General features: G+C 58.7%; 13 protein-coding genes and 1 pseudogene. 7 read left to right on the top strand and 7 right to left on the bottom strand.

All coding sequences use genetic code 11. The features are described 5' to 3' along the window. Nucleotides 1–66 precede the first annotated feature (66 nt). The 5 genes and pseudogenes from NMA58_RS30385 to NMA58_RS30365 form a co-directional block, all read right to left on the bottom strand. Nucleotides 67–759: an autotransporter outer membrane beta-barrel domain-containing protein gene (locus NMA58_RS30385; protein ID WP_434715020.1), complete on the bottom strand. Its 693-nt coding sequence runs from the start codon at nucleotides 757–759 to the stop codon at nucleotides 67–69. A 638-nt stretch (nucleotides 760–1,397) separates the two neighbouring features. Next, nucleotides 1,398–1,499: pseudogene (locus NMA58_RS30380) on the bottom strand (transposase); the annotation flags it as partial. A 24-nt stretch (nucleotides 1,500–1,523) separates the two neighbouring features. Beyond that, the gene (locus NMA58_RS30375; RefSeq protein ID WP_416068511.1) at nucleotides 1,524–2,519 is read right to left on the bottom strand and encodes an HAD family hydrolase; all 996 of its coding nucleotides are present in this window, start codon (nucleotides 2,517–2,519) and stop codon (nucleotides 1,524–1,526) included. Nucleotides 2,520–2,585: 66 nt separating this feature from the next. After that, nucleotides 2,586–4,235, bottom strand: coding sequence for an arylsulfatase (locus NMA58_RS30370; protein ID WP_416068512.1), 1,650 nt, complete (start codon nucleotides 4,233–4,235; stop codon nucleotides 2,586–2,588). A gap of 29 nt (nucleotides 4,236–4,264) precedes the next feature. Then, nucleotides 4,265–4,501 carry a hypothetical protein gene (locus tag NMA58_RS30365; RefSeq protein WP_434715018.1) on the bottom strand — a complete coding sequence of 79 codons (237 nt, stop codon included), beginning with the start codon at nucleotides 4,499–4,501 and terminating at the stop codon, nucleotides 4,265–4,267. Nucleotides 4,502–5,478: 977 nt separating this feature from the next. On the opposite strand from NMA58_RS30365, the gene NMA58_RS30360 reads away from it, so the two are divergent. Beyond that, nucleotides 5,479–6,519 (top strand): hypothetical protein, encoded by a 1,041-nt coding sequence (locus NMA58_RS30360; RefSeq protein ID WP_416068514.1) that lies wholly within the window; start codon nucleotides 5,479–5,481, stop codon nucleotides 6,517–6,519. Nucleotides 6,520–6,558: 39 nt separating this feature from the next. Here the strand turns inward: NMA58_RS30360 and NMA58_RS30355 are convergent, their stop codons facing one another. Together NMA58_RS30355 and NMA58_RS30350 are read right to left on the bottom strand one after the other, a co-directional pair. Continuing rightward, nucleotides 6,559–8,829, bottom strand: coding sequence for a tetratricopeptide repeat protein (locus tag NMA58_RS30355; RefSeq protein WP_416068515.1), 2,271 nt, complete (start codon nucleotides 8,827–8,829; stop codon nucleotides 6,559–6,561). Nucleotides 8,830–8,922: 93 nt separating this feature from the next. Beyond that, a complete protein-coding gene (locus tag NMA58_RS30350; protein ID WP_434715016.1) occupies nucleotides 8,923–11,856 on the bottom strand; it encodes a Tn3 family transposase in 2,934 nt (977 codons plus the stop codon). A 661-nt stretch (nucleotides 11,857–12,517) separates the two neighbouring features. On the opposite strand from NMA58_RS30350, the gene NMA58_RS30345 reads away from it, so the two are divergent. From NMA58_RS30345 to NMA58_RS30320, 6 genes are all read left to right on the top strand, one after another. Next, nucleotides 12,518–13,681 carry a UbiA family prenyltransferase gene (locus NMA58_RS30345; RefSeq protein ID WP_416068517.1) on the top strand — a complete coding sequence of 388 codons (1,164 nt, stop codon included), beginning with the start codon at nucleotides 12,518–12,520 and terminating at the stop codon, nucleotides 13,679–13,681. Continuing rightward, a complete protein-coding gene (locus NMA58_RS30340; RefSeq protein WP_416068518.1) occupies nucleotides 13,678–14,100 on the top strand; it encodes a GtrA family protein in 423 nt (140 codons plus the stop codon). Before NMA58_RS30345 ends, NMA58_RS30340 begins: the two co-directional genes overlap by 4 nt. Continuing rightward, entirely contained in the window at nucleotides 14,097–15,422 is a 1,326-nt protein-coding gene (locus NMA58_RS30335) for an FAD-binding oxidoreductase (RefSeq protein WP_416068519.1), read from the top strand. Before NMA58_RS30340 ends, NMA58_RS30335 begins: the two co-directional genes overlap by 4 nt. Continuing rightward, the gene (locus NMA58_RS30330) at nucleotides 15,422–16,156 is read left to right on the top strand and encodes an SDR family oxidoreductase (protein ID WP_416068520.1); all 735 of its coding nucleotides are present in this window, start codon (nucleotides 15,422–15,424) and stop codon (nucleotides 16,154–16,156) included. Before NMA58_RS30335 ends, NMA58_RS30330 begins: the two co-directional genes overlap by 1 nt. Continuing rightward, nucleotides 16,153–17,358, top strand: a complete 1,206-nt coding sequence (locus NMA58_RS30325) for a hypothetical protein (RefSeq protein ID WP_416068521.1) — start codon at nucleotides 16,153–16,155, stop codon at nucleotides 17,356–17,358. Before NMA58_RS30330 ends, NMA58_RS30325 begins: the two co-directional genes overlap by 4 nt. A gap of 263 nt (nucleotides 17,359–17,621) precedes the next feature. Continuing rightward, a protein-coding gene (locus tag NMA58_RS30320) for an IS3 family transposase (protein WP_416068523.1) occupies nucleotides 17,622–18,724 on the top strand; the annotation gives its coding sequence in 2 pieces (ribosomal slippage) (nucleotides 17,622–17,883 and nucleotides 17,883–18,724; 1,104 coding nt in all). The last annotated feature ends 180 nt before the right edge of the window (nucleotides 18,725–18,904 follow it).

The raw sequence follows: 18,904 nt of genomic DNA, 5'->3' as shown, positions 1-18,904 counted from the left end.
GGAGATGCTGACCGGTATGTCGAGGATGCTGCCCGAGAGGTCGTAGTCGTCACTGTTGATATGCGACTAGGTGACCGATAGCTTGGGTCGGATGTCATAGGCATCGAGCTTGTACTGACCGTGGAGCGCGATCTCGCCGGCAAGTCGCTCTGAATCCTGTTCGCCGTTCAGCGCGCTTAGTTCGATGTCGTTGTTGTAGCGCCCATAGGTCAGCGATGCGTCGATCGCCCAGTGTTTCGAGAGGCGATAGGCCGCGTAGGGACCGAAACTGAAGCCGTCGGTGTCGATGCCCAACGTGCCGTCGAAGGTATCGGTCGAACTGTCCTCCAGCGAAACGGTCATGCCGACGACGAAGTTGTCGGCGATCCGGCGATCGAGACCCATCGTCAACGAGCGGGCGAGCGTGTCGCTGTCGCGGTCATAGCGTTCGTCGGAAATGTCGGTGAACTGGAGGTCCGACCAGAAGTTCCAGAGCGAAGGCGCCGGCAGATCGCGGCCGGGTGTCAATGGCACCTGTGATCGGTCGGCACTTCGCGCGGCGGCTTCCTCGGCAGCGAGGTCCCTGCAGATCGGCAGATCGCGCCGTTCTTGGGCATCGGACGACCGCTGGTCGATACAGGTATCCGGTGTCCTGGCTGCGACCACGCGGCCGCCTCTGGTCACAGTCGGCGTACGCGGCTTGAACCCTGGAAAGACCGGCTGCGGCCCGACGTCCGGACGGCCAATCGAAGCCTGGGAAGACCGGTTGTGGTCCGACATCTGGCCGACCGTCGGGCCAGTCTATGCTCGGGAGTATCCCGCCGCGCACCTGGTTCTGGGTGTTGAGCCGGCATGGCTTTCCGCCCGAGAGGTCATAGAGCTTGTGCGTGCCTCCGTTGCCATTTGAAACAACCGGTGAAAGCGAGAGATGAAGGCCGCGTCTGGTCTTGTTCCACGTATCAACAGTTTGATTGCCTTGCGCCGCTTCAAGACCGAATGATCCGGCGCTCGTGCCCGAAAGCCAGACGGAGTTGGCAGCCCCTTTGGTGTTTCCGAGATAAGCCAAACCACCGCGAGCACTGCAATTGGCTGCATATGCCTGGTCTGACACAGCCAGCCAGGAGAAGCCGGCGATGGCGGCAGCGATAAAAGCACTGATTCCAACACGAATGGTACGCATATTTCCCCCGTTTATACGCGTGTCATCGCGACTCTCGCTTACAGACAGCTCCTACTCCCCCAAAAGGTTTTCAGAATCGACCTTTAGTTACACTCTTCCTCAATACTGAACTCGCGCCTACCCCAAGTATTCAGTGGGCGTGGCTAGCCGAGGCCTGCCGCCACAGCTGTGGGACGTGAGGCTGCTTCTCTGGCTGATTTCAGGCCGCCCCAAGGCCGGCTGTTGAGCGATGATTCATCGGAAAGTAAGTGCCGGTGCGAAGCTTTGGAATCCGCAGATCGACGGCGCCAACTCGGGTCTCCCAGTCGCGATCGCGATAGCCGTTACGCTGAGTAAGTCGAAAGTGGGTCGATCCTGATGTCATTCATTCCGGGAAGACCCGGCCCCAGTCGTCCTGCATGCTGACGATGGTCCAACCCCGTTTCGGCCCCTCGTTGAGGCCGCGGTCGAGCTTGCCAAAATGCGATTCCCGATCATAGGCGACCTCTCGAATGCCATCGTCATGGTGCACGAGCAGGCCGAAGCGCCTGCCGGAACCCGCCGTAGTCCATTCCAGCATCTGGAAGTCGCCGTCGGAATTGCCGAAGGCTGCGATCGGGCGCTTGCCGATGAACTTCTGAATGCCGACCGGCTTGCCTTCCTTATCGTCGATGAAATCGATCTCGGGTAGGCGAACGATGACAGGCGTGCCTTCCTTGACCTCGTATTTGGTCTTGATCGAGGAGCCGATGACGTTCTCCGGAGGGATTCCGTAGACTGTCTCGGTCCAGGGCCGCATGAACTCGACGCCGCCCCCGGAAACGATGAAGACCTTGAAGTCGTTGGCCCTCAGATAGTCGACGAGCTCCAGCATCGGCTGGTAGATCATCTTGGTATAAGGCTTGCCGGTCTTCGGATGTGTCGCCGTGGCGATCCAGTCGGTGGCGATTTTGGTGAACTCCTCGCCGGTCATGCCGGCATGCGTCGTGGCGACGATCTCCGTGAGACCTTTCTCGCCAGCAGCCGCCACGCCTTTTATGTCGTTTGCGATCACCGACTTGAAGGGCTCCTGGTCTTTCCATTCGGGATGATCTGCAGCCATCGTCTTGATCCGGTCAAGCGCGAAGGCGAGCTGCACATACATCGGCTGCTCGCTCCAAAGTGTTCCGTCATTGTCGAAGGTGGCGACGCGATCGGCCGGTGCGACATAGTCCGGTCCGCCCTCGGTCGTCACCGCAGTGACGAAATCGATGATGCTCTTCTTCGTCGCGCCGTCGTTCCAGGACGCAAGATCTGCCGCAAGCGCGGATGAGATGGTCAGGCTAGTCATCACGATCGCTGCGAAGGTAGCCTTGGGAAGGCAAAGGAAATGCTGAGACATGGGTTGCCTCTGGTTCAGGTCAAAGAGATGTCGCCGCCGACGAGGGGCCGGCGACGGCGGCTTTCGTCAGTTGCCAGTGGGCAGCGGTATGCTGATGCCTTCCGTGTTCAGCCGCTCCCGCACATATTGCAGTCTTTGGTACTGTGAGAGCGTGACCGGACCGGTGTAGACCTCGCTCTGCAGCTTGCGCGGCGGTTCCTTGACATAGGTTTTCATCAGCTCTTTGACGGCATCGTTGATAGTCACCAGCGTCCAGGTGCGCTCCGTGAAGTTGTTCATGAAGATGTCATAGCGTTCCTGGGGATCGGCCCAGAGGTCGAAGACCTGTGGAACGGTTGCGACATATTTGTCGGGTCCCTTCCAGCCCTGGTTAGAATCGACGGCGAGGCCGCCGGTGGCGACACCGTTGTCGCCGCGCAGGTTGAAGACGGCCTTGTAGTTTCCGACGCGGGCAGCGCCCGGTGTGAGCTCATTCTCCGTGAAGTAGAACCAGGCCTTGCGCTCCGACTTGCCGCTGCCGAACAGGACCGGCGTCATGTCATAGCTGTCGAAGACGATCGGCTTGTCCTCGCGGTCGTTTTCCGGCAGCGGCACACCGCCGACCTTGGCGAAGGTCGCCATCAGGTCGAGGCCGCCGACGATGTCGTGGTTCTTGGAATTGGCCGCGATCTTGCCGGGCATCCAGGCGATCGCCGGTACGCGGTTGCCGCCCTCGCGCACAGTGCCCTTGGTTCCGCGGAACGGCGTGTAACCGGCATCGGGATAGACATCCTGCCAGGCGCCGTTATCGGTGGTGTAGAAGACCAGCGTGTTCTGGTCGAACTTCAGCTCACGCAGCTTGTCCATGATGTGACCGATGCGTGAGTCGAGTTCGACGACGCTGTCGGCATATTTGCTCTTCGACAGAGACTTGTGCTCGTATTCGGGCGCCGGCAGGTTGGGCTGGTGCACCTTCATGAAGTTGACATTGATGAAGAACGGGGTGTCGGGCTTTTTCGCCGCTTCGTCGAGGAACTCCAGTGCCGCCTTCTCGACATAACCGTCGAAATAGGGGATGCCGACGACGCCCTTGGCGGGCGTGTCGACGTACTGTCCGTTGATCTTGAAGTCTTCCTTGGCGGGCTCGCCGGCCTTGCCGGAGAGCGAGCCCTTGGTCACTTCCGTGAACATCTTTCTCAGCTCCGGATCCATGTCCGGGAACCAGGTCGGGTCGGCATAGGTGTAGGCATTGAGGTGATAGAGGCCGACATATTTCATCTCGTCGTAGCCCTGCGCGTTCGGAAGCGCGTAGTCGGCTTCGCCGAGGTGCCACTTGCCGGTGAAATAGGTGTCGTAACCGCCCTGTTTCAAGACGGAAGCGAGCGTCCATTCCGCTGCGGGCAGACCGCCGCCTTGCCCTTGGAAGGCCACGGTCGTCATGCCGCTGCGGTTGAGGATCCGACCGGTCTGCATGGCGGCCCGACCGGGCGTGCAGCTCGGCTGGGCGTAGAACGAGAAGAAAGTCATGCCCTCATTGGCCAGCCGGTCGATGTTGGGCGTCGGCATGCCGCGCCCTTCGCCCCCACCATAGGGGCCGAGGTCGCCATAGCCGGTATCGTCCGAAACGATGAACAGGATATTCGGTTTTGATTGCGCATCCTGCGCAAGTGCTGTCGCGCTCGCGAGCGAAATCGCCCCGCAAGCGAGAAGCAGTCTGGCTGCCGTCCGTCTTAGCATCGTCAATCTCCGTGGTTGGATGGCCGGGTTTATCCCGACCCGTCATCTGTGCGCGGTCCAGCCTCGATCAGGTCGAGGATCTCCTCTCCGAGCTCATTCAGGATTTGGCGGTAGTCACTTGCCTTGGCCGGATCCTCCTTCCATGTATCGAGGGCGCGACACGCCGTGGCGTAGGCCTCGCAGAGAGACTTGAATTCCGGCATCGCCGTATAGAGTCGTCGGACCGCCAGCTCGTGTCTTGGGAAACGTCCGATGACAAAAGCCACGTCCGGCATCACCTGCCCCCCGGATTTGATCGTCACGGACGTGAGTGTGGCCGTCGCACTCCGTCACAAACAAGGTGCGAACAGGTACGAACAGGTGATTCGCCTGCCTACTTCGACTTCTCGGCGCTTCCGGTCTGGCTCGAGTTGGAATACACTGCGCCCGCAACGGGAGATTGAGAGGGGCGTCTCTTGCGCGGCAGCTTCAAGCTTTTCCAGATAGCATCTGCGCGGCAAACGGGACCAGGAACTACGGCTCCGGGCAGCAATGTCTCGCCCCCCGACATCCGGGTGGAACTCCAGCGCATTCTCGACAGCAGCGAATTTCGCGCCACACCAAGGCGCCGCGCGATGCTGCGCTTTCTCGTCGAGGAAACACTTGCCGGTCGCGGCGAGAACCTCAAGGGTTATTCGGTCGGCGTCAGCATCTTCGGCCGTGACGAGAACTTCGATCCGCAGGCCGATCCAGTCGTCCGGCTGGAGGCCCGCCGGCTGCGCCACGACCTCGACGGCTACTATGTCTCCGAAGGCCGCGACAGTCTGCTGCGCATCGTCATTCCCAAGGGTCAATATGTCCCGGAAATCATCGTCCGGGAGGCGGAACGCCATTTGCCGCCGCAGGCTGCCGCAAATCCCATGGAGGCTGCTTCCGCCGCAGCCTACACAAGCAATCCCGCAACAGCGTCGGTTCCGCGCAGCCTCCCGTTCTGGACCTGGGCCGTCGCCCTTGCAGGCCTCCTGGCGATCGCGGTCCTCTCGTATATTCTGGGCAGGGAGCATCGCCAGGAAACAGCCGTGGAACCGGCGGAGCGCGGAACGGCGCTGATGGTCATGCCGTTTTCGGCGGAAGGTGACGGCGAGCGATATCGACTAATGGCCACCGGCATCGCCGACCAGATCACCGCCGAACTCAGCCGTTTCCCGATATCCGCCTCTATCTGCCTCAGCCGACGACAAGTCCGCAGGCAGCCGAAGATCCAATGCAGGCCGGCAGACGTCGTGGCGTCTCCTATGTCGTCGACGGCAGCGTGCGCACCGATGCAGATACGGTGCGTATTGGCGCCAAACTGGTGGACGTATCAAGCGGGCGCATCCTATGGACCGGCACCTATGATCGCAAGCTAACGGCGGCGAGCCTGCTCGACGTTCAGGGCGAGATCGCCGCAGAGGTCGCGACGGTGCTCGGACAACCCTATGGCGTTGTCCACAACGACGAGACGAGCCACCTTCCACGGGATATCACGCCGAGTATGCCAAGCTATGAATGCGTGCTGCAGGCCTATGCCTATCGTCGCAGCTTCACGCGCGTCCTGTATGGACCGGTCCAGACATGCCTTGAGGCGGCGGTCAAGCGCGACCCGGATTATGCCGAGGCGTGGGCCATGCTCGGCTGGACGCATCTCGATACTGGGCGCTTCGGCTGGACGGCCGACGGCAATCTCGAACGGGAATACAATCTTGCACTCGATGCTGCCTCCCATGCAGTGACCCTGAACGGCCGTAGCGTGCTGGCCCTGAAGGCGCTTTCCTCGATCAACCACTACATGGGCAACTTCGAGGAGGGCGAGCGCATACAGCGGCGGGCGCTGTCGCTCAATCACAACGACCCCGATACGCTGGCGCAACTCGGCTGGCGATTGGCTGTGCGCGGAAAGTTCGCAGATGGGATCCCCTATCTCAAACAGGCAATCGACCGCACGGTCAATCCGCCTGGCTGGTACTTCCACCTCGTCTCTATCGACCACTACCTGAACGGGCGCTATGCGGAAATGCTGAACGCCGCAAAGAACGGCACCGTTGACGGTTCCGGCGTGAGTTGGTCACTGGTGGCGATCGCTCAAGGCGCGCTTGGAAACGAGGCGGCCGCCCGCGACGCGCTCGAAAGGATGGCGGCAGTCGCGCCGGCGCTCAATCGCGATCCAGCCGCCGTCTATCGCCGCCACCAGGCGACTGAAGACATTGTGGACGCACTGGTCAAGGGCCTCAGAAACGCGGGCTGGAGGCCTCCCGAAAGCCACTAGCGCGGATCGCAAGTGCCATCATGTACGATCCGCGCGTCCCTATCTTCCGGCTCCAGCGATGGCGCGTAGCTGCCGCAGCAGATCTTGGACCTGCGTATTCCCCGGCTGCATGCGATTGAAGGCCTCGGCCAGCTTCAGCGTCTCGTCGAATCGTTGGAGCTTGAGACCGAACTGGATCGCTGTGCCGAGCATGTTGGCGTCGCTGGCGCCCGAAACAGCCGCCCAATAGAGCATATCGAATGCCTCACCGGTTCTGCCGACGTCGTCAAGCGCGATCGCCAGCGTTGTGCGGTAACGCGAATTGGCCGGATCAAGCCGGGACGCCTCCCGAAATTCCTGTAGGGCCCTTGCTCGCTCCTGCGTCCGCACCAGCGACAGCCCGTGACCATAGCGCAATTCTGCGCTGTCTGGCAGAGCGGCGACCGCGTCGGCATAGACGCGCTGGGACTGTGCGTTGTCGCCCTGGCTGCGGTAGAGTTCCGCAAGATTTGCGTGCGCGCCGATAAGTGATGGATCCAGTGCGATCGCGCGCCTGAGAAGCGTCTCCGCCTCGCCCGGGCGACCCTGACGGGCGAGAAACAGTCCGTAATCGGTTTGTGCCCCGGCAACGTCGGCATTAGCCTTGGCATAGGTCTCGAGTTCCGCCACAGCCGTGTCGAAGGCGCGACGCTGGTCTCCTAAAAGCGAAAGTGACGGCACAGGACCGAGTGCCGTGACGGCAGCGATGCGAATCGCCCTAGCCTGGTCGGAGAGGAGGCTACCAATCGCCGCCAGCCTGTACTCCGGCGGCAGGTTCTCGGCTGCGCGTGCAGCGCCCAGTCGCACCAGCGCATCCGGATCGGACGCCGCTCGCTTGACGTCATCCACTGACGCCGCTCCGCTGAGCCTGGCAATTTCGGTGACGGCGCTGCCCTTCACAAAACCGGGCTGCCCGCGGTCGGCGAGAAAGCGGCGCAACGCGTCGACGGCGCTGATGTCGTTATGGCCGGCGGCTGCAAAAGCATGGGCGATCGACGGCCGCTTACGCCAGTCGCTTCCGTACCAATCGTCCAGCCGTTCCGCCGCCCAGATGTTCGTCTTGTCCTGGTGGCAGGTGGTGCAGGCATTGGGCGTGCCGATCGTTTCCGAAAGATCCGGCCTTGGGATGACGAAGGAATGATCGCGCCGGGGGTCGACCTTCATATAGGTGCGCTTCGGCATGTGGCAGTTGGCGCACTCTGCGCCGGGCGAGCCCTTCGTATGATGGGTATGCGCCGGCGTGTCGAATTCGCCACTCGGATCGAAACTCGTGTCGGCAAAGCGGTCCGGCGCCGTCTCGGCGTGACATTGGGTGCAGAGCGCATTGCCCTCGGCCTTTACCCTTCCCTCATGAGGACGGTGACAATCAAGGCAGGTGACGCCAGCGCGCGCCATCTTGCTCCTCTGGAAGGAACCGTACTCAAAGACTTCGTCGAGGATCTGTCCGTCCGGGAAATAGAGTTCGCTGCGCATCAGATCAGGCGCGTACTGGTCGAGAAAGGCGCGGTCGGGTCGGGACATCTCGACAAGCCGCACACGCCGTGCATGACAGCCGAAGCAGGCGTCCGGCCCGACCTCGGGCAATCCCTTGTCCCCACTCATGCTGCCGGCCCTCGCCCAGGCGATATGCGCAGCGCCCGGCCCATGGCACGACTGGCAACCGATGCTGGTCGCGACATAGGAGGAGGCGTAGGAGCCGGTCGTCGGCGCAAAATTGCTGACCGGGTCGGTGGAGTGACAGTCGATGCACGTCCGGTTCCAGCGATAGAACGGTCCTGTCCAATGATAGGTGGAGCCCGGATTTGCTGGATCTCCATTGCCGAGCCAGAACCACCGTCGCGCTTCTGTATCCCAGGCGATGTCGAAGGCTTGCAGCTTGCCGCCGCCGAGATCGATCAGGTATTGTTGCAGCGGCTCGTAAGCGAAAGTGTATTTGATCGCGAATTCGCCTTGCTTGCCATCCGGCCCCTGGGTTCGGACGAAATAGTCCCCGTCGCGGCGGAAGAAGGTTGTCATGATGCCGTCATGCTCAAAGGTCACATCGTCGAAATCGCCGCGCACCGTCCTGTCGTTGGCGACCGCCATCGCCTTGGCGTGGTGCGACGTCGAAAGAGCGTCTACCTCGCTCTGGTGGCAGGTGGCGCATTCCGCCTCGTCAGCGAAGCCTTCGTGGAGGGAGATCAGCGGGTCGCTTGAGGACATGTTCCCTCTGGCCGCCGGCGCCACCGAACAGGTGAGCAGGATGGCAAGGCCGAGACTGAAGGTGGTCGAGCGAGCTCTCTGGATCGACATGGCCACGTGATTGTAGATGAGGCGTGTTTACACGCAAGAGCGACATTTTGTTTATAAGCGGCCTTGTTTGTAGGCTCGGGGGTACGCTTCCGGCTAGGCGGCGGATCTCGCGTCGAAGTCGATCCGGCGCGCAAGATCAAGATCGAAGGCGCCATACGGGTTGATGTGAGCGTAAATTAGCGGCGTCAGTCCCCGGTAGTCTTCGACGGCCATACGTGCCGCCCAGGCCGGTTCGGTCAGCACATTCTGCATCATCAGGGTATTGACGTAGACAAGGCAGTTCTGCAGCAGGTGCAAAGCCAGAACCGAGATTTCCTGGTCTTCGAGCCGGTTCGTCGCGACCTCGCCGCTCTTGCCGAAGAAGATGAAGCCGTTGGCGCTGTTCCAGTTTTCGACGACGTTCAGCCCCTCGTTGATTTCGCGCCGGAAGGCTTCCGAGTCGAGATAGCGGGTGAGGAAGATCGTCTTGACCGCCTTGCCGAGCTCGGCCAACGCCTTATAGGTCGGGTGCTGGATGTTTGTCCGCGCGAAACGGCGCAAGATCGATTCGGCATCGGCTGTACGATGCTGCAGGGCCGCCGCATATTTGATCATTTCGTCATATTGCTGCTCGATCAGTTTCCAGTCGATCGCCCGCGTCAGGATCGGCAGCAGGTTTTGAAGCTCCTGCGCCATTCCGGCATCAGGCAGGTAGAGCTTCTGGCGGGCGATCGCCTTGAGGCGCGGCGCGAGTTCGAAACCGAGCAGCCGGCAGAAGGCGAAAGCGACCTCGCTCTGCCCATGGCTGTCGACATACTGGCTCTGAATTTCAGCGTCCGTGCAATGCCGCAATACCCCTTCGATCATCGCTGCGACTTCGGAAGAGGAGCAGCGCTTGAGCTGCGAATAAATGCAGGTTGCCTGGCGTGCGACGTGCCAATAGATCATCACACCGCGCCCGCCATAACGGACATGCCATTCGGCCATCAGGTTCTGATCCCAGGCGCCGAACTTTTTCGAGTCCGACGCGCACGACGTGGTGCCTTCGCCCCAAACAAGAGGGTCGCGCACGGCAAGCAAGGCGTTGGTGACAGAGGCAGTCGCTGCCTTTAGCGCCTCTTTTTGAATGAAGCGACGACGGACATGGAGCAACTCGGCATAGGTGACACCCTCCGTGCCGAAACTGACACGCTTCAGCCCGGCATTGGTGCCGAGACCGTAAAGGCAAAGCAGCAACCGGCGTTGCAGGGTGTCAGGGTCGAGGATAACGCGATCGCCGGAGGTCCTGAACTGCTCCAGAAAACCTGTCCGCAGCGCGGCTTCCTTGAGCACGTCCAGCAGACCGGTCGCTGGCCAGCGGCGTTCGATCTCCGCCTTCACCGTATCGAGATTTGGTTGGGCCGGCAGTGGCTCCAGAGGCGATAGCGAAATACGGTTGCGGCCGCGCCACAAGAGCCGAACATGTCGATTGCCGGGGAGGCCGGCATCCAGGCGACGCAGCCCCGTCGTCATCTCCCCCTTGAGACGGGCAACGAATGCTTGTGCGTCCATGGTCTGGCCGAGATCGCGATAATAGTCGGCACGTCGCTCGCCGAAATCCTGGGGCAGGTCCTCGTCCGGGTTGCGGTAGCGGTCGGCTCCAACCACCCAGATTTCCTTGCAGCGAATCCGCTCTCGCAGCGATGTCAGCACGCAGATTTCATAGTTGATGCGGTTGACACGCCAACCGCCAGCATCGTCCGACTCCACGACCAGGTCTCGCCACCGTGCGGGAACCACGCCCTCAATCGGCAGACCGTTCTGCGGGCGAACGATGCGTCGGTCGTCGCCCTCGTCGAGCAGACGCTTGAGCCATTCCAGCGCCGCGATGACGGGCCGATGTGCTGCATTGTTCGACCGGAATTCGAGCAGGCTCAACAACTTCGGCAGCATGCGTCGATAATGACCGCCGTAGGAGGAACGCAGGACCGCATGGACTCGCTGTTGGTAGGAACCGCCAGCCTTGTATTCGCGGACCAGAGCCGCAAGTATCGCTTGGTCGGCAATCGGAAAGATGACCTCGCGCACCGCTCCATCCGGCGCGTCGATCGCCGCCTCGGCGATCCGAGCCAGCAGGCGCTCCTTGCCCTGCACTTTCTGAATGTCCTTGGCGATCGACGCCACGACCTTGCGTTCCGCCTTCGCTGCCATCTTGTGCACCGTCTCGACCAGGAGATCGACGACCGCGTCAACGATTTCCGCCTCGCGGCAGGCAAGGAAGATGGCGTAAAGACCCAGGCGCCGCGGCTGAGGGTGGCGCCGAACTTCTCGCGCGGTTTCCTGGCTGACGCGGCGGTACAACCGCTCCACAGTAGCGGCGCCTGCACCGGCAATCAGGCCGGCCTGAAGCTGCAACGAGCGGATAAAGGAAAGCCGCTCAGCCACGACGAAGATGCTTTCCAATCCAACCCGCCCCGGATCGGCCTTCATGGTATTGAAGCCAGTCGGGCTGTCGGCGTCGGTCAGCGAAACCTCCAGTTTTGCGGCAGCATCCGAGCTCAAGACGGAAGCAATCCGCTGCAGAAAGCCCCCTTCAAATGTGCGGCGCGCCGAGCGCGTAAAACGGTCCACCTCGCCGATCGCCGGCGTTTGGATGTCACGGTCGCGGCACCACAGACAAACCTCGTCAACCATCGCCGCAACCGACATCGCTTTGGGGCAGATCTCAGCTTCAAGCCAGGTTGCGAGATCGTTTCGATCGTCCTCCGTCATGCGACGGATGGCAAGAAACGCCAATATCTCTTCGCGGTGTCGTCGGCCGGTGCGACCGGCCCAGTCATATTCCTCCAGATCGGACGGGGCGGCCGCGAGTTGTTCGGCCAAATAGGCGACGGGTTCCGCCGCGACTTCACCCACATGTTCGGCGAAGCGGCCAGCAAGGCGGTACATCTTCAACTGTGCGGCAAAACCAAGCCGGGTCCGCGGCGGTTTCGTTTCGATCAGCTCCAGTTCGTCAAAACTCAGGCTCCACCACCTGGAAAGCTCTGCTCCATCCCAATCTCGTTTCACGCCACGCTCCCACACGACTCGGCCTGCGTGCAGGCATCTTTGCGTGCGGACATCCCCCATTCAACTCACGAGCAGAATATTCCCGATCTGTTCTCTCAGTTGGCCGTTTTCGCAGCGACGTACGCACCGGGCCCTTTCGCATGGCTCGGCCATGCCTGCACCTCGACAAGGACTTGGAAGCGTCAATCGCCTCATCCGAGCCTTGGCTCTTGAGCGCATCAGTCCGGCAAACGGCAAGAGCAAATCGCGCGAGCCCAGAAAGGATAACTATTGATCGAGCATACTCTTAGGACTTCCGGCCCCGCTGGCTGGTTGCCGAACTGATCAATCCGAAGATCCGCCAGATCAAGTAGTCCAGTGGTTTCGGTCGCTGGCCATTTTCGCTTCCTTCAACTGCTAGTTCTGTGCTGAAAACAATTCGCTTGTATCCATAGTGTGAATGCCAACCATCCAAACAATCAATTTTCCTGATTCTGTTCAATCTTGCATAGCAGAAGCTTCTAATGTGGTGAGGCCGCCCCGTCGAACCAGTTGGTCTCATCGCAACCAGGCAGATACTGAGTTCGGATCGGCCTTCCGACTGGACCATTTCTATGGTGCTCAACTGGATGTTTTTTGTAAGCCAGCTTGATGCCATTTTGGCTCAAAGTGAGAGGATACTATGAGTGTCGGCAGCAAAGACGAGAAGGCTCATGTACACCCAAGTCCAGGTGACACTGGGACCATCGGGTTCGAGCCCCACATCACCCACCATGCATTTGACTCCACGGTATTCAAGAGAACAGTTCGGCCGCGGGTGTTTACCGTCGCGCCCTATGGTTTTGAGAACGCCGGGGCAAATGATGTTGCCGCAATGCTCGACGGTAAGTCTGATGCCTGCGATGGGTTCGCCGATACCCATTGCGGGGGTGGCCAGACAGTGTCGGAAACGACTATAGCTGAAGCGAGGTCCTTCAAGCCCTACGTCAATGCATTTCGGCCGCACCAATGGCTGAAGAATGTGTTGGTGTTCTTGCCGGCCCTCGCTGCACATAAACTCGATTGGCCGACGCTCCTCTTATCACTGGAAGCGTTCGTCTGCTTCAGCTTGGTGGCTTCTAGCGTTTATGTCATGAACGATCTCCTTGATGTCTGCGCAGATCGGGCGCATCCGCGCAAGCGGTACCGCCCGTTTGCCTCACACAGCATCCCCACCGCACACGGAACCTGGATGGCAGCGGGGCTCATTCTTCCAGGCGGACTGATAGCAATGTTCATCGGCTGGGGCTTTTTCCTGGTGGTGGCGGGCTATTTCCTTGTGACCACGGCCTATTCCCTGCATTTGAAACGACGCATTGTAATCGATATCTGTATTCTCGCAGGTCTCTACACCATTCGCATCGTTGCCGGTGGAATCGCGACATCAACTCCGTTATCCGTCTTGCTCATTGCCTTTTCAGTATTCTTTTTTCTGTCGTTAGCCGCGGTGAAGCGACAAAGTGAATTGGTTGACGGCGCCGAGCGTAGGAGTCTGCAGGCTACGGGTCGAGGTTACCACGTCAACGACCTGCCAATCATCTCCATGATCGCGGTTGGGGCGGGGTACGTATCTGTGCTGGTGATGACATATTATGTGAATTCGCCTCTCGTAATGGAGCTCTATCCCCATCCTCAAATGCTGTGGGGCGTCTGCGTAATCCTGCTCTATTGGATCACCCGCACAGTGATGGTGTCGCACCGCGGCAATATGCATGACGACCCGGTGATCTACGCCGCGAAGGATCGGACCAGCCAGGTATGCCTAGCGATCATTCTGGTCTTCGTTGCAGGCGGAGTGCTGAGGTGAAACGGCAGGGTCTAGCGTTACGCTATGCGGCATTCGCCGCCATCGCAATGGTGGTCAATGTCACCATGCAACATTCCGTCCTTCAGTTCGGGAATAGGAGCGCCATTTTTGTGCTTGCCATGAGCGTAGGCACCATTGCCGGGCTGATGATCAAATACCTGCTCGACAAGTTTTGGATTTTCGACGATCAGGAAATCGGCCTCAAAAACGATGGGTGGAAGTTCTCACTCTATACGGCAGTGGGCGCCCTCACCACAATCATTTTCTGGAGTGCTGAGGCGGCTTCCTGGTGGGTCTGGAGAACTGAGCTGATGCGTGACTTGGGTGCTGCCGTTGGTCTGACAATCGGCTATCTGGTCAAGTACCAACTAGATAAACGCTTCGTGTTTGCAGGTCACCGAGTGAGGATTGCTCCATGAAGCTCTCGGGTTGGGGAAGGTCTCCGCTCGTGAACGCGCAAGTCTATGTGCCCCGTGACCTCGAAGCTCTCCAGAAGCTGTTAGCTTCAAAGCCGAGTGTGATCGCGCGCGGCTGCGGTAGGGCCTATGGGGACAGCGCCATCAATTCATCAGCAACAATTGATATGCGGCGTTTGAACCGAATGTTGGCCTTTGATCCGAAAACGGGACAGTTGATCGCGGAAGCTGGAGTTATTCTTTGCGACATCATCGCGGCTTTCCTGCCCCGAGGTTGGTTCCCGATGGTCACGCCGGGCACGAAGTTCGTGACGTTGGGCGGCATGATAGCCGCCGACGTTCATGGCAAGAACCATCGCAAGCATGGAAGTTTTCGGGGATGCGTGGACTGGATCGATGTAATGGGGGTCGATGGCTCCATCCAGCGCTGCTCACGCAAAAGCCACGTAGAGCTCTTTGAGCACACTCTCGGCGGCATGGGGCTGACCGGAATCATTTTGCGGGCGGCAATCCGTTTGCGCTCAGTCGAAACCGGATGGATCCGCCAGACAACAATACCCGCGCCGAACCTCAAATCAGCGATGACAGCTCTAGAACGGGCTCAAGATTCGACTTATTCTGTGGCGTGGATTGACTGCCTTGGGACGGGGAAAAACCTGGGGCGCTCCCTTGTCTTCCTGGGAGATCACGCGAACGCCTCTGATCTTCCAACATATCGGTCTCTGCACCCTTTCGCTACTCCGGCAAAACGCAAACTTTCCGTTCCGTTCAATTTTCCAGGCTTTGCTCTCAATCGGTTTAGTCTTCGGGCCTTCAACGCGCTATACTATCGAATTGGCGTTTGGAATCGAGGTCAGCAACTCGTTGACTGGGATAGCTACTTCTATCCCCTCGACGCAGTTGCCGAATGGCATCGGATCTACGGGCGCAAGGGGTTCGCCCAGTTCCAGTGCGTCATTCCCATAAAGCGCTCGGAAGAAGGGCTCTCGGCTTTGCTGCAGACAGTCGCCAAGGCAGGCTTTGGATCGTTCTTGGCCGTTCTCAAGCGGTTCGGTCCGCAGGAGAGCCGCTTTTCATTCCCAATGGAAGGCTACTCCCTTGCTCTTGATTTTCCCATCACGACCAAAACCTCCCATCTATTGGCAAACCTTGACCGAATTACAATCGAGCACGGCGGGCGCTTTTATCTCGCAAAGGACAGCCGCATGTCTGCTGAAACGCTACGTGCTTCCGATGGCCGGGTTGCAAGCTTCGTTCGAATGAGGGCGAAAAACGGCTGGAAAAGCTCGTTCCAATCGGCGCAAGCGGAAAGACTTGTGCTGTGATGAAGCCGTCCGTTCTTATCTTGGGTGCACGTTCGGATGTAGGCAATGCCGTGGCGCACAAGTTTGCAGCGCTGGGCCATCCGATCCAATTAGCCGCGCGCCAATCAGAAACACTCGATGCTGAAAAGACTAATTTGCAGCTACGATATGGAGTCCCAGTCACCCTACATGAATTTGATGCACTTCTGACGGAAACTCACGCCCAGTTCCTGGCCATGCTGCCCGAGTTGCCCGAGGTCGCCGTAAGCGTCGTCGGCTTGATGGGGAGCCAGGAACGAAGCGAGCGCGATCAGCTCCTCGCCAGTTGCATTATGCGTAGCAACTACGAAGGGCCTGCCAATATCCTGGCATTGTTGGCCAACCGGTTCGAAGAACGCGGATCCGGCACTCTGGTTGGCCTCAGTTCGGTCGCGGGCACGCGCGGACGCGCGACCAATTACGTCTACGGCTCCGCGAAGGCGGGCTTCACTGCCTTTCTGTCCGGGCTTCGCAGTCGTTTGGCGAAACGCGGCGTACATGTTGTGACTGTGCTACCGGGTTATGTCGCGACCAAGATGACTGAAGGCATGAATCTCCCAGCAAGGCTCACGGCGCAACCGAGCGAGGTTGCCGAAAGTATCGTCGTCGCCGTCGAGCGAAAGAAGAACGTTATATACGTTCGTCCAGCCTGGCATATGATCATGCTGATCATCAGACTTATCCCGGAGGGGCTTTTCAAGAGGGTAAGGATGTGATCGGCTTCGTTCCAACAACAAAGCAAATAGAATACTTTATTGCTGGATCTTTCATCATTGCTGGCATGTTCGGCGTGATATGGATTTTCATTGCTCAAGAACCGTTCCGCATATCGAATGGCTCGGAGTGGGATGCAGTATACTATGACAGACTTCTTCGGTTCTTAGCTGCTGAGGGTAGCTTGCGGTCGCGCATAGCCTTTCCATATTGTGCCCGCGTTGGGACACCTTGGATCCTCGTGAACATTTTTCATAATCGCTTCGGCTTTTATGGGTTCAACTTGGTTGCCTCGGGGTTGTTCTCCGCCACTTTGCTACTTGCAACACGCTCACTCTGGCATGGGAGCATGAAAGGTTTGACGGCAGTGATTGCGGCGTCGTCCTTCCTGTATTTTGCGCCGGTAAAATTTACAAACTTCTATCCGGCTTACATGGACCCCCCGTTTCTCCTTATCCTTTCGTTTTGTCTGATTTTCATCATAAAGAAGAACTATCTTCTCGCAAGTATTATATGCTTGGCAGGAATTCCATTCAGGGAAGCTGGTTTTTATCTTCTGCCACTGCTGGTAGGTTTCTATATCAAAAATGCACAGAGAAGCAGCGCCGCTTGGATGACATGTATATCTATTATCATCTCGGGGTATGCTCTAAAAGAACTGATGCTTTTAGTATCCGAGTGCGAACCCCAATCGCAACTCATTACCGCACTCTTTTGGTTCTATCGCTTTCTATCTGAGCCCGCTCATGTCTTAGGCTCGCTCGCTGCTATATCGCTTACTCTCGGTCCGCTGTACGTTGTTTTGGATAAGCGGACATTTAACCACATTAAATCGGACGACACCGTGATATTTTCCATCGTCGCATCAGTATACTCCGGATTTTTGTCAATAGGTGGCGGATCGGACGTGACCAGGATATTTTATAGTTTTCTCCCCTTTTATGTACCTTTGTTGATAAAGTGCTTCGGGGTGTCAAGCCTGACGTCGTTTTTCCTTGCCTGTTTTGGCTGGCTACTCACCAATCATATGCTCCAAAAGTATGAACAGCCGATCTCCGAAGGGTTGAATAATGACATCTCAGGCTTCTTTGCTCAGTTTCCCGACTATGGACATCCCACTATAGCCTTGGTTGTCTTGGGAATGTGGATCGTTCTGGCGACGTTCAGGAGACTAATTGAGCCACTAGAAGTTCATTTGGAGTAACTTGTGGCTTTGACGCCTCGGCGTTGATGAGTTGGGCCATCTTCCGTCGGGGACCGCAGCTTGGGCGAATGGAGAGGCTTTTGTTGCCGTATGTCGCCGTCACGTTTTGCCGCCATGACAGCCAATTCAAACCAAGCGACTATTAGAGCACGTCCACTTTACTCGGGGTCATACCCGCAAGTGATCTGAACCCTTCAAACTGGACCAGTTTTGGCTAGAGTTTTCCGGTGCATTTTTCCTGGCTGGGAAAGGAACGGAAGACGATGAAAGCATCGCAGTTTTCGGACGCACAGAAGGCGTTCATTTTGAAGCAGGGTGATGAAGGCGTGACGGTCGCCGAGATCTGCCGGAAGGCGGGGATCAGCCAGGCGACCTATTTCAACTGGAAGAAAAAATACGCGGGCATGCTGCCTCCGGAGATGAAGAAGCTGAAGCAGCTCGAGGACGAGAATGCGCGGCTGAAGAAGATCGTCGCGGATCTGACGTTGGACCGCGAGATGTTGCAGGACGTCATTCGCCGAAAGCTCTAAGGCCTGCTCGCAAGCGGGAGATGGTGAAAGGCATGTGCCAGGACTGGGCGATATCGATCCGGCGTGCCTGTGGGGCGCTGGACTTCGATCGGTCGACCCATCACTACACCTCCCGCCGTGCCGATCAGGCCGGTCTTGAGCGTCGTATCCGTGAGATCTGCGAGACCCGTGTCCGCTATGGTTATCGTCGTGTGCATGTGCTGCTGGAGCGCGAGGGTTGGGGTGCCAATATCAAGCGGACCTACCGCATTTACAGGGACTTGGGCCTGCAATTGCGTAACAAGACACCGAAACGCCGGGTGAAAGCCAAGCTGCGCGAGGATCGGCAAATAGCCGTCGGACCGAATGATGTATGGGCGATGGACTTTGTTCACGACCAGCTCGCCACCGGCAAGAAGCTACGCGTTCTGACCGTGGTGGACACCTTCTCACGCTACGTCCCGGTGCTTGATCCAAGGCACAGCTATCGCGGAGAAGATGTTGTGCAAACGCTCGAGCGGGTATGCCGCCAGATCGGCTATCCCAAGACGATCCGCGTCGATCAGGGCACCGAGTTCGTATCACGCGATCTCGATCTCTGGGCCTATGCGAAAGGCGTCACGCTGGACTTCTCACGCCCTGGCAAACCGACCGATAACGCATTCATCGAGGCGTTCAACGGCCGCTTCCGGGCAGAATGCCTGAACCAACATTGGTTCCTGACCCTTGCGGATGCCCGCGAAAAGATGGAGGATTGGCGTAGAGACTACAATGAGGTTCGGCCACATGGTGCGATCGGAAACAAGGTCCCGATCGCACTGATGAATCCGGGAAGCGTAACCAGCCCGCCTCCCTGACTGAAGCCGGAAAACTCCAGCCTCCGCTGGTCCAACGTTTGGGAGCGGTTCAAAACCACCGAGACTCTAATCGCCGCTCGATGAAAGTTCAGTGGCAGGTCAACCTAAACGCACACCTCGAACCCTTGGTCGGATGTTGGACAATGTTCGGAATGAGCCATTGTGTTTCAGCGCGATCAT

This window comes from Rhizobium sp. YTUHZ045, assembly GCF_051124255.1.
Taxonomy (GTDB): Bacteria; Pseudomonadota; Alphaproteobacteria; order Rhizobiales; family Rhizobiaceae; genus Rhizobium.
This window is presented reverse-complemented; position numbering and strand designations above follow the sequence as displayed.

Excerpts from the sequence above, each read along its gene's own strand:
- NMA58_RS30385 (WP_434715020.1), bottom strand. The coding sequence starts at position 759 with ATGTCGGACCACAACCGGTCTTCCCAGGCTTCGATTGGCCGTCCGGAC.
- NMA58_RS30375 (WP_416068511.1), bottom strand. The coding sequence starts at position 2,519 with ATGTCTCAGCATTTCCTTTGCCTTCCCAAGGCTACCTTCGCAGCGATC.
- NMA58_RS30370 (WP_416068512.1), bottom strand. The coding sequence starts at position 4,235 with ATGCTAAGACGGACGGCAGCCAGACTGCTTCTCGCTTGCGGGGCGATT.
- NMA58_RS30360 (WP_416068514.1), top strand. The coding sequence starts at position 5,479 with ATGCAGGCCGGCAGACGTCGTGGCGTCTCCTATGTCGTCGACGGCAGC.
- NMA58_RS30355 (WP_416068515.1), bottom strand. The coding sequence starts at position 8,829 with ATGTCGATCCAGAGAGCTCGCTCGACCACCTTCAGTCTCGGCCTTGCC.
- NMA58_RS30345 (WP_416068517.1), top strand. The coding sequence starts at position 12,518 with ATGAGTGTCGGCAGCAAAGACGAGAAGGCTCATGTACACCCAAGTCCA.
- NMA58_RS30335 (WP_416068519.1), top strand. The coding sequence starts at position 14,097 with ATGAAGCTCTCGGGTTGGGGAAGGTCTCCGCTCGTGAACGCGCAAGTC.
- NMA58_RS30330 (WP_416068520.1), top strand. The coding sequence starts at position 15,422 with ATGAAGCCGTCCGTTCTTATCTTGGGTGCACGTTCGGATGTAGGCAAT.